13 protein-coding genes are annotated in these 12819 nt (G+C 61.2%); 10 read left to right on the forward strand and 3 right to left on the reverse strand.

Features of this window, described 5'->3' with window-relative positions:
- Window positions 1-3: 3 nt before the first annotated feature.
- Window positions 4-222, reverse strand: coding sequence for a hypothetical protein (locus UIA24_RS20705; protein WP_065759900.1), 219 nt, complete (start codon window positions 220-222; stop codon window positions 4-6).
- A gap of 147 nt (window positions 223-369) precedes the next feature.
- Between UIA24_RS20705 and UIA24_RS20710 the strand changes: the two genes are divergently transcribed.
- The gene (locus tag UIA24_RS20710; RefSeq protein ID WP_330523783.1) at window positions 370-924 is read left to right on the forward strand and encodes an NADPH-dependent FMN reductase; all 555 of its coding nucleotides are present in this window, start codon (window positions 370-372) and stop codon (window positions 922-924) included.
- Window positions 925-962: 38 nt separating this feature from the next.
- On the opposite strand, the gene phnX is transcribed toward UIA24_RS20710, so the two are convergent.
- Window positions 963-1790 carry a phosphonoacetaldehyde hydrolase gene (gene phnX, locus UIA24_RS20715; protein ID WP_330523784.1) on the reverse strand — a complete coding sequence of 276 codons (828 nt, stop codon included), beginning with the start codon at window positions 1788-1790 and terminating at the stop codon, window positions 963-965.
- A 48-nt stretch (window positions 1791-1838) separates the two neighbouring features.
- Complete coding sequence (locus tag UIA24_RS20720; protein ID WP_330523785.1) at window positions 1839-2948, reverse strand: 2-aminoethylphosphonate--pyruvate transaminase; 1110 nt, start codon at window positions 2946-2948, stop codon at window positions 1839-1841.
- Window positions 2949-3060: 112 nt separating this feature from the next.
- On the opposite strand from UIA24_RS20720, the gene UIA24_RS20725 reads away from it, so the two are divergent.
- The 9 genes from UIA24_RS20725 (at window position 3061) to pqqA (ending at window position 12748) form a co-directional block, all read left to right on the forward strand.
- Window positions 3061-3924, forward strand: a complete 864-nt coding sequence (locus tag UIA24_RS20725; protein WP_065759904.1) for a LysR substrate-binding domain-containing protein — start codon at window positions 3061-3063, stop codon at window positions 3922-3924.
- 70 nt (window positions 3925-3994) lie between these two features.
- On the forward strand, window positions 3995-5011 hold the full coding sequence (locus UIA24_RS20730) for an AraC family transcriptional regulator (protein ID WP_330523786.1): 1017 nt from the start codon (window positions 3995-3997) through the stop codon (window positions 5009-5011).
- A gap of 115 nt (window positions 5012-5126) precedes the next feature.
- Complete coding sequence (locus tag UIA24_RS20735) at window positions 5127-6779, forward strand: acyl-CoA synthetase (RefSeq protein ID WP_330523787.1); 1653 nt, start codon at window positions 5127-5129, stop codon at window positions 6777-6779.
- Window positions 6780-6790: 11 nt separating this feature from the next.
- Window positions 6791-7558, forward strand: a complete 768-nt coding sequence (locus UIA24_RS20740; protein ID WP_065759907.1) for an SDR family NAD(P)-dependent oxidoreductase — start codon at window positions 6791-6793, stop codon at window positions 7556-7558.
- A gap of 16 nt (window positions 7559-7574) precedes the next feature.
- Window positions 7575-8768, forward strand: coding sequence for an acetyl-CoA C-acyltransferase (locus tag UIA24_RS20745; protein ID WP_330523788.1), 1194 nt, complete (start codon window positions 7575-7577; stop codon window positions 8766-8768).
- 8 nt (window positions 8769-8776) lie between these two features.
- Window positions 8777-9904: an acyl-CoA dehydrogenase gene (locus tag UIA24_RS20750; protein WP_330523789.1), complete on the forward strand. Its 1128-nt coding sequence runs from the start codon at window positions 8777-8779 to the stop codon at window positions 9902-9904.
- A gap of 14 nt (window positions 9905-9918) precedes the next feature.
- The gene (locus UIA24_RS20755; RefSeq protein ID WP_065759910.1) at window positions 9919-10692 is read left to right on the forward strand and encodes an enoyl-CoA hydratase; all 774 of its coding nucleotides are present in this window, start codon (window positions 9919-9921) and stop codon (window positions 10690-10692) included.
- Between the two features lie 204 nt (window positions 10693-10896).
- A complete protein-coding gene (exaC, locus tag UIA24_RS20760) occupies window positions 10897-12417 on the forward strand; it encodes an acetaldehyde dehydrogenase ExaC (RefSeq protein ID WP_065759935.1) in 1521 nt (506 codons plus the stop codon).
- Between the two features lie 259 nt (window positions 12418-12676).
- On the forward strand, window positions 12677-12748 hold the full coding sequence (gene pqqA / locus UIA24_RS20765) for a pyrroloquinoline quinone precursor peptide PqqA (RefSeq protein ID WP_009394664.1): 72 nt from the start codon (window positions 12677-12679) through the stop codon (window positions 12746-12748).
- The last annotated feature ends 71 nt before the right edge of the window (window positions 12749-12819 follow it).

Consider the following 12819-nt stretch of genomic DNA (forward strand, 5'->3'; position numbering starts at 1 on the left):
GGCTCAGGGGATGCGGATGATCTCCACACCGCTCTGCACCAGTTCAAAACGGTCTTCACCCAGGTGGTTGACCCGGTCACCGATCGCCAGGCGGTAGGTGGTAACGGGGAGCGAGGCGGCAGTTCCATCGGCCTGCAGGGTAGATTCCTGGAACTCATGTACAGGGTAGATACGTCCTTCAGCATCCCGTGCATGAAATTGTCCGACCAGTACTGCTGTCATTTAACGTGCAACCTCTGAAATAAAAATGCGCTGTCAGCCATAGACCGCTGTAACTGCGGGGAGTTTTGCCAGTGTAGAAAAAAACTGAGGAGCTGCACTGATCGTCTATACCTAAAATTCCCTATGTTTTTCAGGTTGGAGAGCGCTATGAGTCCGGTCTATTCAGTTGCGGTGCTGGTGGGCAGCCTGCGTAAGGAGTCCTTGAATCGCAAGGTCGCTCGCGCGCTTGCCGAGTTGGCGCCCCCCAGTCTCAAATTGAGTATTGTCGAAATTGGCGGGCTGGCGCTGTACAACGAAGACATTGATGGCACGCCACCCGCTGCCTATACGGCTTTTCGTGAGCAGATTCGCAACAGCGATGCACTGTTGTTTGTGACACCTGAGTACAACCGTTCGGTTCCAGGTGTGCTGAAAAACGCCATTGATGTGGGTTCACGGCCCTACGGCCAAAGTGCCTGGAGCGGCAAGCCGGGTGCGGTAATCAGTGTGTCGCCGGGTGCGGTGGGGGGCTTTGGTGCCAACCATCATTTGCGCCAGTCGCTGGTGTTCCTCGACGTGCCCTGCATGCAGCAGCCTGAGGCATATTTAGGCGGGGCGGGGAGCCTGTTCGATGAACATGGCAAGCTTTCGGAGAAAACCCGGCCGTTTCTGCAGGGGTTCATTGACAGCTATGCGCGCTGGGTCGCGTTGCATCAGCGTTAAGGTGAGGCCGGCTCTTTTCGAGAGCCGGCCCTGCGCAGTCAAACCGCCTGCGGCATCTCACCTCGGGCCAGACGCTGGTTGATGTCAGCGATCACGCCGGGTAACTCATTGATAGTGTCGATCAGGTAGTGCGGGCGCGAACCTTCGAACATCGCATGAATGCGTTTGCGCTCGGCTTCCAGCGTGTTCGGGTCGAGGGCGCGATAGCCTTCGTAGGTCAGGCCCAGGGCGTTGCCGGAACAGACCAGGGCGACGGTCCACATGCCGGCGCGGCGGCCTTCGAGGATGCCTGGCACGGTGTCATCGACCTTGACGCATGCAGCGACGTCGTCGATGCCCAAGGCAATCACGTTGGCCAGCGCTTGCGCCGGCCAAGGGCGTCCATTAGGGGTTTCGTCGGTGGCCACTACGTGGTCGGCAACATAGCCGTTCTTTGCCGCCAGTTCGACCACCTTGTCCATCACCACTTTCGGATAGCCCGAGCACGAGCCGATCTTCAGGCCGTTCTGACGCAGGCCAGTGAGGGTCTCCAGCGCGCCGGGGATCAGTGCCGAATGCACGGCGATCTTCTCGATCTGCAGCGGCATGAAACGCTGGTAAATGGCGGTCACGTCATCATCGGTCGGTGTGCGTCCGAACACCTTGCGGTAGCGCTCGGCAATTTGCGGTTGGTCGCAGAGGGTGCGGATATGGTCCCATTTCCCCATGCCCATCGGGCCGCGGGCTTCCTCGATAGAAACCTCGACGTCGAATTCGGCAAAGGCTTCGACGAAGATCTGCGTAGGTGCAAAGGAGCCAAAGTCGACCACGGTGCCGGCCCAGTCGAGGATCGCGGCTTGCAGGTGTGTTGGGTTTTTGTAGTTCATCGGTGAATTCCTTGATCGGTCATGCCATCGGGCGGATTGAAAACGGCTTCAGATATCCAGCACTTCCATTTCGCGCAGCACGTCGGCAATGGCGTTGACGGCGGCGCTCATGCCGTCCGGGCCAACACAGCCGATGCAACCGACGCGGAAGGTTTCCACTTGGGTGAGCTTGCCAGGGTAGAGGATGAACCCCTTGGCCTTGACCCGCTCGTAGAAGTCTTTGAAGGCGTAGCGTGCATCACGAGGGGCGTGAAAGGTGACGATGATCGGTGCCTGGATGTCTGCCGGCAGGAAGCTGCGCAGGCCAATGGCGGCCATGCCGTCGAGCAGGGTTTTGCAGTTGCTGGCGTAGCGCTGATGACGAGCGGGCAGGCCACCTTCCTCGTTGTACTGCAGCAGGGCTTCATGCAGGGCCGCGACCACGTGGGTAGGCGGGGTGAAGCGCCATTGGCCGGTCTTGGCCATGTAGCTGTGTTGATCGTGCAGGTCCATTGCAAGGGAGTGCGAGTTGCCTTCGGCAGCGGCCAGCGATGCCTGGTTGGCGAATACGAAGCCCATGCCCGGCACACCTTCCAGGCACTTGCCGGAAGCGGCGATCAAGGCATCGAAGGGCACTTCGCTGGCGTCGATCGGCAAGGCTCCAAACGAACTCATGGCATCGATGATCAGGCGCCTGCCGTGGTTGGCGACGACCCGGGCGATGTCGGGCAGCGGGTTGAGAATGCCGGTACTGGTTTCACAATGAATCAGCGCCACGTGGGTGATGCTGGCGTCGGCCTGCAGCAGGCGGTCGACATCGGCAGCCGTGGTCGGCTCGTCTTCTGCGGTTTCGAACGTGCTGTAGGCGCGCCCCAGTACTTTGCAGATTTTTGCCAGGCGCTGGCCGTAGGCGCCGTTGATCAGTACCAGCACTTTACCGTCGCGCGGTACCAAGGTACCGATGGCTGCTTCCACGGCGAAGGTGCCGCTGCCTTGCAGGGGAACGCAATGGTGTGTCCCGGCGCCGTTGATGATGGCCAGCAGTTGTTGGCACAGGCTGGCGGTCAGTTGGTTGAAGTCACGGTCCCACGAGCCCCAGTCCACCAGCATTGCTTGCCGTGTACGGGCCGAAGTGGTCAGGGGGCCAGGGGTCAGCAGGATCGGAGCGGCAGTACTCATGGTGGTGGTCCTCACAAACTGTGGGCTGAAGGTACGGGGCTTAAGTTGCAATTCCGCGCGCCATCAATCAAATTGTTTGTTGTTATGCCAACTATAAGTGGGGCCGATACTGATGAACCTGTTCCAGCTCCGCGCCTTTGATGCCGTGGCCCGTGAAGGCAGTTTTACCCGGGCCGCCAATCGCTTGTTCATCAGCCAGCCAGCGGTCACCGGGCATATCAAGGCACTTGAAGAGCATTACCAGATCACCTTGTTGCGCCGTACGGCGCGCCGGGTGGAACTGACCGAGGAGGGCACCCGCCTGGCGGCGATCACCCGTGCCATGTTCAGCCTGGCTGAAGAGGCCCAGGCGATGCTTGAAGCCAACCGGCAGTTGCTGACCGGGCGCCTGGAAGTGGCCGCAGACGGCCCGCACCGGGTCATGCCGATGCTCGCGCAATTGCGCGCCCGCTACCCGGGCATTACGGTCAACCTGCGCCTGGGCAATGCTCAGGAAACCCTTGCGGCGTTGTTGTCCGAACATGCCGATGTGGCGGTACTGACCGAGGTGGAACCGCGCAAGGGGCTGTATTTGCAGAGCCTTGGGCCGTCGCATATCTGTGCACTGATTCCGGCCGGGCATGAATGGGCTGCCAGTACTGCGCAGTTGCCCATTGATCAGTTGGACAAACAGATCATGGTGCTGCGCGAGCCCAGTTCCATTACCCGGCGCACCTTTGATCAGGCGTGCAGCGAAGCGCAGGTGCAGCCCAGGGTCCTGCTGGAACTGGATAGCCGCGAAGCAGTGACCGAAGCCGTGGCGGCAGAGCTGGGTATCGGCATTGTCGCCTCGGTTGAAGTCAGCCACGACCCGCGTGTCGTGGCCCGGCCGATTGCCGGCCCGGGGCTGATCAACCAGCATATGCTGGGTTGTCTGGAACGGCGCCGTGAGCTTCGGCTGATACGGGCATTTCTGGACCTGGCACAGCAGGGCTGAAACGAGCGTTTTCGCTGGCGGAGCTCTAAGATGTCGACCGGCAACCTCAAGGGAAGGTGAAGTACAAGCGATGACGGAGAAAGACACGATCTCCATGCAACTGGTGCGTGAGGCCCTGTTGCAGAGTTGTGCAGCAGGCAGCGCCACGAGCGAGGTACTCAAACGGGTCGGCATCGAGCCGCAGCAGTTGGGCCAGCTCGATGCCCGTGTGCCGGCCAGTGCCTATGCGCAGCTATGGCGGCTGTTGGCGCGACGTTGTCACGATGAGTTTTTCTGCATGGACCCGCGCGGCTTGCGCAGCGGCAGCCTGGCATTTTTGTGCCGTTCTTCCATGGCGCAGCCCACGCTGGGCGCCGCGCTGGAGTCGGCGCTGAGCTTCCTGTCATTGATGCTGGAGCACCTGCAACCGGTGTTGGTGCGCCAGCAGAGCCTGGCCGAAATCGTGGTCGGCGAACCTGAAGATGCACCTCGTCGGGCGTTTACCTACTTCACCTTCTGGATGATCGTTCATGGTGTCGCCTGCTGGCTGGCAGGGCGGCGTATTCCGATCCTGGCCATCGAACTGCGCTGTACCGAGCCGGACTTCTGCGACGACTACCGGGTGATGTTTTCCGAGAACCTGCAGTTTGGTCGCCCGCGCACGCGGATGATCTTTGCGGCCGAGTGCCTTGATCTTCCCGTCAGACGCAGCGTCGATGAGTTGCAACGCTTTCTGGCCGAAGCGCCCGCCAACATTTTGGTCAAGTACCGCGACCCGGCCAGCCTGGCGCGGCGTATTCGCCACGACTTGCGCGCGCTGCCCGCTGCTGCCTGGCCAGAGACCGAAGCCCTGGCCCAGCGCCTGTGCATTTCCGCTTCGACGTTACGGCGGCGCTTGGCCGATGAAGGGCAGACCTATCAGGGCTTGAAAGACAGTGTGCGCCGGGAACTGGCGATCACCTGGTTGGCCGAAGCCGACGTCAGTTTTGCTGACATTGCCGCGCGCCTGGGGTTTGCCGATACCAGCTCGTTCTACAAGGCATTCCGCAAATGGACCGGCAGTAACCCAGGGCACTACCGCAGCCTGATTCTTCTGCCGACCGACTGAGTGGCCAAACCAGTCATCCAGATTGCGCGCTTTGACCATTGCCGCAGGCAGTGACCAGCGCGACTATCAACAGATCATTCGTTTATTCCAAAAATAAGAAACGAGGAGTCTGGTGATGCGTGAATACAGCGTGGCTGCGAGCAGCTTCAACTATCAGCAGGCCGCCGACGAGGCCCTTGCAGGTAACCTTGAGGCGCTTAACGCCTGTGTTGAGTGCTGTGACCGACATGCCCAGGACGGGCGTATTGCGTTGAACTGCGAAGACCGTGACGGTAACAGCACGCACTACAGTTTTGCCGATCTGCAGGCCCGCGCCGCGCGGTTTGCCAACGTGCTCAAGGCTCAGGGTGTAGGCCCCGGCGACCGTGTGGCGGGTTTGTTGCCACGTACCGTGGAGCTGCTGGTGACGATACTCGGTACCTGGCGCCTGGGTGCGGTGTACCAGCCGCTGTTCACCGCATTTGGCCCCAAGGCGATCGAGCACCGACTGGAAAGCTCCGGCGCCAAGGTGGTGATCACCGACCGCAACAACCGCAGCAAGCTCGATGACGTCGAGGGTTGCCCGCGGATTATCTCGGTGCTCGCCCAGGCCGATTCCGGCGACCTCGACTTCCATACCGAACTCAATGCTGCGGCCAGTGAATGCGAGCCTGTGCTGCTGAGCGCCGACGCACCGTTTCTGCTGATGTTCACCTCCGGCACCACCGGCCCGGCCAAGCCGCTGGAAGTGCCGCTGCGCGCGATCGTCGCCTTCCAGGGATACATGCGCGACGCCATCGACCTGCGCCCGGAAGACGCTTTCTGGAACCTGGCCGACCCGGGTTGGGCTTACGGGCTCTACTATGCGGTTACCGGCCCGCTGTCGCTGGGCCACGCGACGACCTTCTTCGATGGCCCGTTCAGCGTTGAAAGCACCTGCAAGGTGATCAAGAAATACGGCATTACCAACCTCGCCGGTTCGCCGACCGCCTACCGTATGTTGATTGCTGCCGGTGAGGACTTTTCGGCGCCGATCAAGGGTTGCCTGCGGGTGGTCAGTAGCGCTGGGGAGCCGCTCAACCCAGAAGTGATCCGCTGGTTCGCCGAGCAGTTGAATGTGCCTATCCATGACCACTATGGCCAGACCGAGCTGGGCATGGTCCTGTGCAATCACCATGGCCTTGCGCACAAGGTGCATATGGGCGCCGCAGGTTTTGCCGTTCCAGGGCATCGCATTGTCGTGCTGGATGAGCAGCAGCGTGAACTGCCTGCCGGGCAGCCGGGCATTCTCGCCGTGGACCGTGAGCAGTCACCACTGTGCTGGTTCGGTGGTTATCACGGCCTGCCAACCAAGGCCTTTGTCGGCAAGTACTACCTGAGTGGCGACACCGTCGAGTTGAACGACGACGGCAGCATCAGCTTCGTCGGCCGCAGTGACGACGTGATCACCACCTCCGGTTACCGGGTTGGACCGTTCGACGTCGAGAGCGCCTTGATCGAACACCCTTCGGTGGTCGAGGCCGCGGTGATCGGCAAACCCGACCCAGAGCGCACTGAGCTGGTCAAGGCGTTCGTGGTGCTGGGGAATGGCCACAGCGCCAGCCCCGAACTGGCCGAAACCCTGCGCCAGCACGTGCGCCAACGCCTGTATGCCCATGCCTACCCACGTGAAATCGAATTTGTCAGCGAGCTGCCGAAAACCCCGAGCGGCAAGCTGCAGCGCTTCATCCTGCGCAATCAGGAAATCGCCAAACAACAAGCCGCGCTGGGTCAGACCGCCAGCGCCTGAGGAACCCGAACATGCACATTGCCAATAAAAACTTCATCGTCAGCGGCGCGGCCTCCGGGCTGGGCGCGGCCACCGCCGAAATGCTCATCGAGGCCGGTGCCCAGGTCATGCTGGTCGACCTCAATGCCGAGGCTGTAGCGGCCAAGGCGCAGGCCCTTGGCCCCAAGGCGCGTTACGCGGTTGCCGATATCAGCCAGGAAGCCGCCGCCAAGGCTGCTGTGGATGCCGCAGTCGAAGCCTTTGGTAGCCTTCATGGGCTGGTCAACTGCGCCGGGGTGGTCGGTGCCGAGAAGATCCTCGGCAAGCAGGGCCCGCACGGCCTGGACAGCTTCAGTCGGGTGATCAACATTAACCTGGTTGGCAGCTTCAATTTGCTGCGTTTGGTCGCGGCGGCCATGGCTGAAACTGAGGCCGGTGCCGAGGGTGAGCGCGGAGTGATCATCAACACCGCATCCATCGCAGCCTATGACGGCCAGATCGGCCAGGCAGCCTATGCTGCCTCCAAGGGCGCCATCGCCAGCCTGACGTTGCCGGCGGCCCGTGAACTGGCGCGGTTTGGTATCCGCGTGATGACCATCGCCCCAGGCATCTTCGAGACCCCAATGATGGCGGGTATGCCTCAGGAAGTGCGTGATTCGCTGGCTGCAGGTGTGCCGTATCCGCCACGCCTGGGTCGTCCGCAGGAATACGCGGCGCTGGCCCGTCACATCATCGAGAACAGCATGCTCAACGGCGAAGTGATCCGTCTCGACGGTGCGCTGCGCATGGCTGCCAAGTAATCAGAGAGTAACCATCATGACCCTCGCCAACGATCCAATTGTCATTGTCAGCGCCGTGCGTACCCCCATGGGTGGGCTGCAGGGTGACCTGAAAAGCCTGACGGCCCCGCAACTCGGCGCTGCAGCCATCCGTGCGGCCGTAGAGCGCGCCGGTATTGCCAGCGATAGCGTCGAGCAGGTGCTGTTTGGCTGTGTATTGCCTGCCGGTCTTGGTCAGGCGCCGGCCCGTCAGGCAGCCCTCGGTGCTGGCCTGGACAAGGGCACTACCTGTACAACCCTGAACAAAATGTGTGGTTCGGGCATGCAGGCCGCGATCATGGCCCATGACCTGCTGCTGGCCGGCAGCGCCGATGTGGTGGTGGCCGGCGGCATGGAAAGCATGTCCAACGCGCCGTACCTGCTGGACAAGGCCCGCAGCGGTTATCGCATGGGGCACGGCAAGATCATCGATCACATGTTCTTCGATGGCCTGGAAGATGCCTACGACAAGGGCCGCTTGATGGGCACCTTCGCTGAGGATTGCGCCGAGAAGAATGGCTTCAGTCGCAAAGCCCAGGACGATTTTGCCATTGCCTCGCTGACCCGCGCCCAGCAGGCGATCAAGGACGGCAGCTTCGCCGCCGAGATCGTTCCGGTCGAAGTCACCGTGGGCAAGGAACAGCGTCTGATCAGTGATGACGAACAGCCGCCCAAGGCGCGCCTGGACAAGATCCCGCAACTCAAACCGGCCTTTCGTGACGGTGGTACCGTAACGGCGGCCAACTCCAGTTCGATCTCTGACGGTGCTGCCGCGCTGGTGCTGATGCGCCGTTCCCAGGCTGAGCAACGTGGCCTCAAGCCGCTGGCAGTGATCCATGGTCATGCAGCGTTCGCTGACACGCCATCGTTGTTCCCGGTTGCGCCGATTGGCGCCATCGAAAAGCTGATGAAGCGCACCGGCTGGAACCTCGGTGAAGTCGATCTGTTTGAAATCAACGAAGCCTTTGCCGTGGTTACCCTGGCCGCCATGCAAGCGCTCGAGTTGCCCCATGACAAGGTCAATGTCCACGGTGGCGCTTGCGCCCTTGGCCATCCGATCGGTGCGTCGGGTGCGCGGATTCTCGTCACACTGCTCTCGGCCCTGCGCCAGAAAGGCCTGCGCCGTGGTGTGGCGGCGATCTGCATCGGCGGCGGTGAAGCCACGGCCATGGCCGTTGAATGCCTGTATTGAGGTCCACCATGTTAGTGAATGACGAACAACAGCAGATCAGCGACGCCGCCCGGCAGTTTGCCCAAGAGCGTCTGCGGCCTTTTGCCGAACAGTGGGACCGTGAGCACCGCTTCCCGAAAGAAGCCATGGTCGAAATGGCTGAGCTGGGCTTCTTCGGCATGCTGGTGCCGGAGCAGTGGGGCGGTTGTGATACCGGTTACCTGGCTTACGCCATGGCCCTTGAGGAAATCGCCGCCGGTGATGGCGCCTGCTCGACCATCATGAGCGTGCACAACTCGGTGGGCTGTGTGCCGATCCTCAAGTTTGGCAATGACCAGCAGAAAACCCAGTTCCTTACCCCGCTGGCCAGTGGCGCCATGCTTGGTGCGTTCGCCCTGACCGAGCCGCAGGCCGGTTCCGATGCCAGCAGCCTGAAAACCCGCGCCCGCCGTGATGGCGATCATTACGTGCTGAATGGCTGCAAGCAGTTCATCACCTCCGGGCAAAATGCCGGTGTGGTGATCGTGTTTGCCGTGACGGACCCGGCAGCCGGCAAGCGTGGCATCAGCGCTTTCATCGTGCCGACGGATTCACCGGGCTACCAGGTCGCCAGGGTCGAAGACAAGCTGGGTCAGCATGCCTCCGACACCTGCCAGATCGTTTTCGATGACGTCCGCGTGCCGGTGGCCAACCGCCTCGGCGAGGAGGGCGAAGGCTACAAGATTGCGCTGGCGAACCTGGAGGGCGGGCGCATCGGCATTGCCGCGCAATCGGTGGGTATGGCCCGCGCAGCGTTTGAAGTGGCCCGCGATTATGCCCGCGAGCGGCAAAGCTTCGGCAAACCGTTGATCGAGCATCAGGCTGTCGCGTTCCGTCTGGCCGATATGGCAACGCGCATCGCCGTGGCGCGGCAGATGGTGCATCATGCCGCAGCCTTGCGTGATGCAGGGCGTCCGGCGCTGGTGGAAGCCTCGATGGCCAAGCTGTTTGCTTCGGAAATGGCCGAGAAGGTCTGCTCCGATGCCTTGCAGACCCTGGGCGGTTATGGCTATCTGAGCGACTTCCCGCTGGAGCGGATCTACCGCGATGTGCGGGTTTGCCAGATCTACGAAGGCACCAGCGACATTCAGCGCATGGTCATTGCGCGCAATCTTTGAAGGGAGCCGTTTGCATGACGTACGAAACCATCCTGTTGGACATCCGTGACAAGGTCGGTCTGATCACCCTCAATCGGCCGCAGGCGCTCAATGCCCTGAACGCGCAAATCGTGAGTGAGATCAACCAGGCGCTGGACCAGCTCGAACGCGACCCGAACATCGGCTGCGTGGTGCTTACCGGCTCCCAGAAGGCCTTTGCTGCCGGTGCCGATATCAAGGAAATGGCCGACCTGCGTTACCCGCAGATCTACGTCGATGACCTGTTCAGCGACGCTGACCGTATCGCCAATCGCCGCAAGCCGATCATTGCTGCCGTCTCCGGTTTCGCCTTGGGTGGCGGTTGTGAATTGGCGATGATGTGCGACTTCATCCTTGCCGCTGACAACGCCAAGTTCGGCCAGCCGGAAATCAACCTGGGTGTGCTGCCGGGCATGGGCGGTACTCAGCGCTTGACGCGCGCCGTAGGCAAGGCCAAGGCTATGGAACTGTGCCTGACCGGTCGCCTGATGGGCGCTGAAGAGGCCGAGCGTGCGGGGCTGGTTGCCCGTGTCGTACCTCAGGCGGAGTTGCTCGACGAAGCGCTGAAGGTCGCTGCCGTGATCGCCAGCAAATCGATCCCGATGACCATGATGGTCAAGGAAAGCGTCAACCGCGCCTTTGAAGTCAACCTCACCGAAGGTGTGCGCTTCGAGCGTCGCGTGTTCCATGCTGCCTTCGCCACTGAAGACCAGAAAGAAGGCATGGCGGCCTTTATCGCCAAGCGCGAAGCACAGTTCAAGGACCGTTAAGGCACCTGCTCGCCGGCAAGGCCTGCTCCCGCACACATTGGGCGGTGGGAGCCAGGCCTTGCCAAGGTGCTACGACGCCTGCCAGACCTACTACCAAATAATGAGCCGCCCGCTGCCAACGGCTCATTCGCGGCTATCGACCTGCTGGCTAAGATCGAACCACTGCCTGCCCTTCGGCAGGCCTCGATCAGCAGAGGTTTGCGCATGATTTACGCAGCACCCGGCACCCCAGATGCCCTTGTCAGTTTCAAGCCCCGTTATGGCAACTACATCGGCGGTGAGTTCGTTGCGCCGTTGAGCGGCCAGTACTTCAGCAACAGCTCGCCGGTCAATGGCCAACTGATTGCGGAGTTTCCGCGCTCCAATGCGGCCGACATCGACCGTGCCCTGGACGCGGCCCATGCCGCTGCCGATGCCTGGGGGCGAACCTCGGTGCAGGACCGCTCGCGGATTCTGCTGCAGATTGCCGACCGTATCGAGCAGCACCTGGAAGTGCTGGCCATCAGCGAAACCTGGGACAATGGCAAGGCCATCCGTGAAACCCTGAATGCCGACGTACCCTTGGCCGCTGACCATTTCCGTTACTTTGCCGGCTGTATCCGTGCTCAGGAGGGAGGCGCCGCCGAGATCAATGACACCACGACGGCTTACCATTTCCACGAGCCGCTGGGTGTGGTCGGGCAGATCATCCCGTGGAACTTTCCGCTGCTGATGGCGGCCTGGAAGCTCGCGCCGGCGCTGGCCGCCGGTAACTGCATCGTGCTCAAGCCTGCTGAGCAGACGCCGCTGTCGATTACAGTGCTGGCCGAGCTGGTTGGCGACCTGTTGCCACCGGGCGTGTTGAACATCGTTCAGGGGTTTGGCCGTGAAGCGGGTGAGGCCCTGGCCACCAGCAAGCGCATCGCCAAGATCGCCTTCACTGGTTCCACTCCTGTGGGCTCGCACATCCTCAAATGTGCTGCCGAAAACATCATTCCGTCTACAGTGGAGTTGGGCGGGAAATCGCCGAACATTTTCTTTGAAGACATCATGCAGGCCGAACCTGCATTCATCGAAAAGGCTGCCGAAGGCCTGGTGCTGGCGTTCTTCAACCAGGGTGAAGTCTGTACCTGCCCATCACGGGCGTTGGTTCAGGAGTCGATCTACGAGCCCTTCATGGCCGCGGTGATGAAGAAGATCGGCCAGATCAAACGCGGCAATCCGCTGGACACCGAAACCATGGTCGGCGCCCAGGCTTCAGAACAGCAGTACGAAAAGATCCTATCCTACATGCAGGTCGCCCGCGAAGAAGGCGCCGAGGTGCTCACCGGTGGTGACCGCGAGCGTCTGGCCGGTGATTTGTCCCAGGGCTATTACATCCAGCCGACCCTGCTCAAGGGGCACAATGGCATGCGGGTGTTCCAGGAAGAAATCTTCGGCCCTGTCGTTGGTGTGACCACCTTCAAGGACGAGGCCGAAGCCCTGGCGATTGCCAACGACACCGAGTTTGGCCTTGGTGCTGGCGTCTGGACCCGTGACATCAACCGTGCCTACCGCATGGGCCGCGCGATCAAGGCCGGTCGCGTATGGACCAACTGCTACCACCTGTACCCGGCCCACGCCGCATTTGGTGGTTACAAGAAGTCTGGCGTTGGCCGTGAAACCCACAAAATGATGCTCGACCATTACCAGCAGACCAAGAACCTGCTGGTGAGCTACGACATCAATCCTCTGGGCTTCTTCTAATTCACGTCCCTTTCAGCCGCTGGATACCTGGCATTTCTGTCAGTGTTCAGCGGCTGCTTTTTTGTGCTCCACTCAGTGCTCGCTTGACGGGATCTGCCCTTGGCAGGGCGCTCGCATGTGCGCGGCGTATCTGAAGGGCTTGTTGAGGGTATGGCACCAAAGCGCTGCGCCATTTGCTCCCAAAGTAGGAGGCGTGGTTTGCAGGGCAAGTGTTTAATGAAATCACCGCAATCCTGTGGTGCTAGAAGAGGATCGAGCTATGTGGAAAAAGCCTGCGTTCACTGATCTGCGTATTGGTTTTGAAGTGACGATGTACTTCGCCAACCGTTGATCCTTCTCCCGCCGGTCACTGGTTGCAGTGACCGGCGCGGCTTATCTTCGACGACCTTGATGGTCTGATTG

It is taken from the genome of Pseudomonas sp. AL 58 (assembly GCF_036348395.1).
Lineage (GTDB): Bacteria > Pseudomonadota > Gammaproteobacteria > Pseudomonadales > Pseudomonadaceae > Aquipseudomonas > Aquipseudomonas defluvii.

Coding starts and splice junctions, on each gene's coding strand:
- UIA24_RS20745 (WP_330523788.1), top strand. CDS start 7,575: ATGACCCTCGCCAACGATCCAATTGTCATTGTCAGCGCCGTGCGTACC.
- UIA24_RS20710 (WP_330523783.1), top strand. CDS start 370: ATGAGTCCGGTCTATTCAGTTGCGGTGCTGGTGGGCAGCCTGCGTAAG.
- UIA24_RS20725 (WP_065759904.1), top strand. CDS start 3,061: ATGAACCTGTTCCAGCTCCGCGCCTTTGATGCCGTGGCCCGTGAAGGC.
- phnX (WP_330523784.1), bottom strand. CDS start 1,790: ATGAACTACAAAAACCCAACACACCTGCAAGCCGCGATCCTCGACTGG.
- UIA24_RS20740 (WP_065759907.1), top strand. CDS start 6,791: ATGCACATTGCCAATAAAAACTTCATCGTCAGCGGCGCGGCCTCCGGG.
- UIA24_RS20705 (WP_065759900.1), bottom strand. CDS start 222: ATGACAGCAGTACTGGTCGGACAATTTCATGCACGGGATGCTGAAGGA.
- UIA24_RS20735 (WP_330523787.1), top strand. CDS start 5,127: ATGCGTGAATACAGCGTGGCTGCGAGCAGCTTCAACTATCAGCAGGCC.
- UIA24_RS20720 (WP_330523785.1), bottom strand. CDS start 2,948: ATGAGTACTGCCGCTCCGATCCTGCTGACCCCTGGCCCCCTGACCACT.
- UIA24_RS20755 (WP_065759910.1), top strand. CDS start 9,919: ATGACGTACGAAACCATCCTGTTGGACATCCGTGACAAGGTCGGTCTG.
- UIA24_RS20750 (WP_330523789.1), top strand. CDS start 8,777: ATGTTAGTGAATGACGAACAACAGCAGATCAGCGACGCCGCCCGGCAG.
- UIA24_RS20730 (WP_330523786.1), top strand. CDS start 3,995: ATGACGGAGAAAGACACGATCTCCATGCAACTGGTGCGTGAGGCCCTG.
- exaC (WP_065759935.1), top strand. CDS start 10,897: ATGATTTACGCAGCACCCGGCACCCCAGATGCCCTTGTCAGTTTCAAG.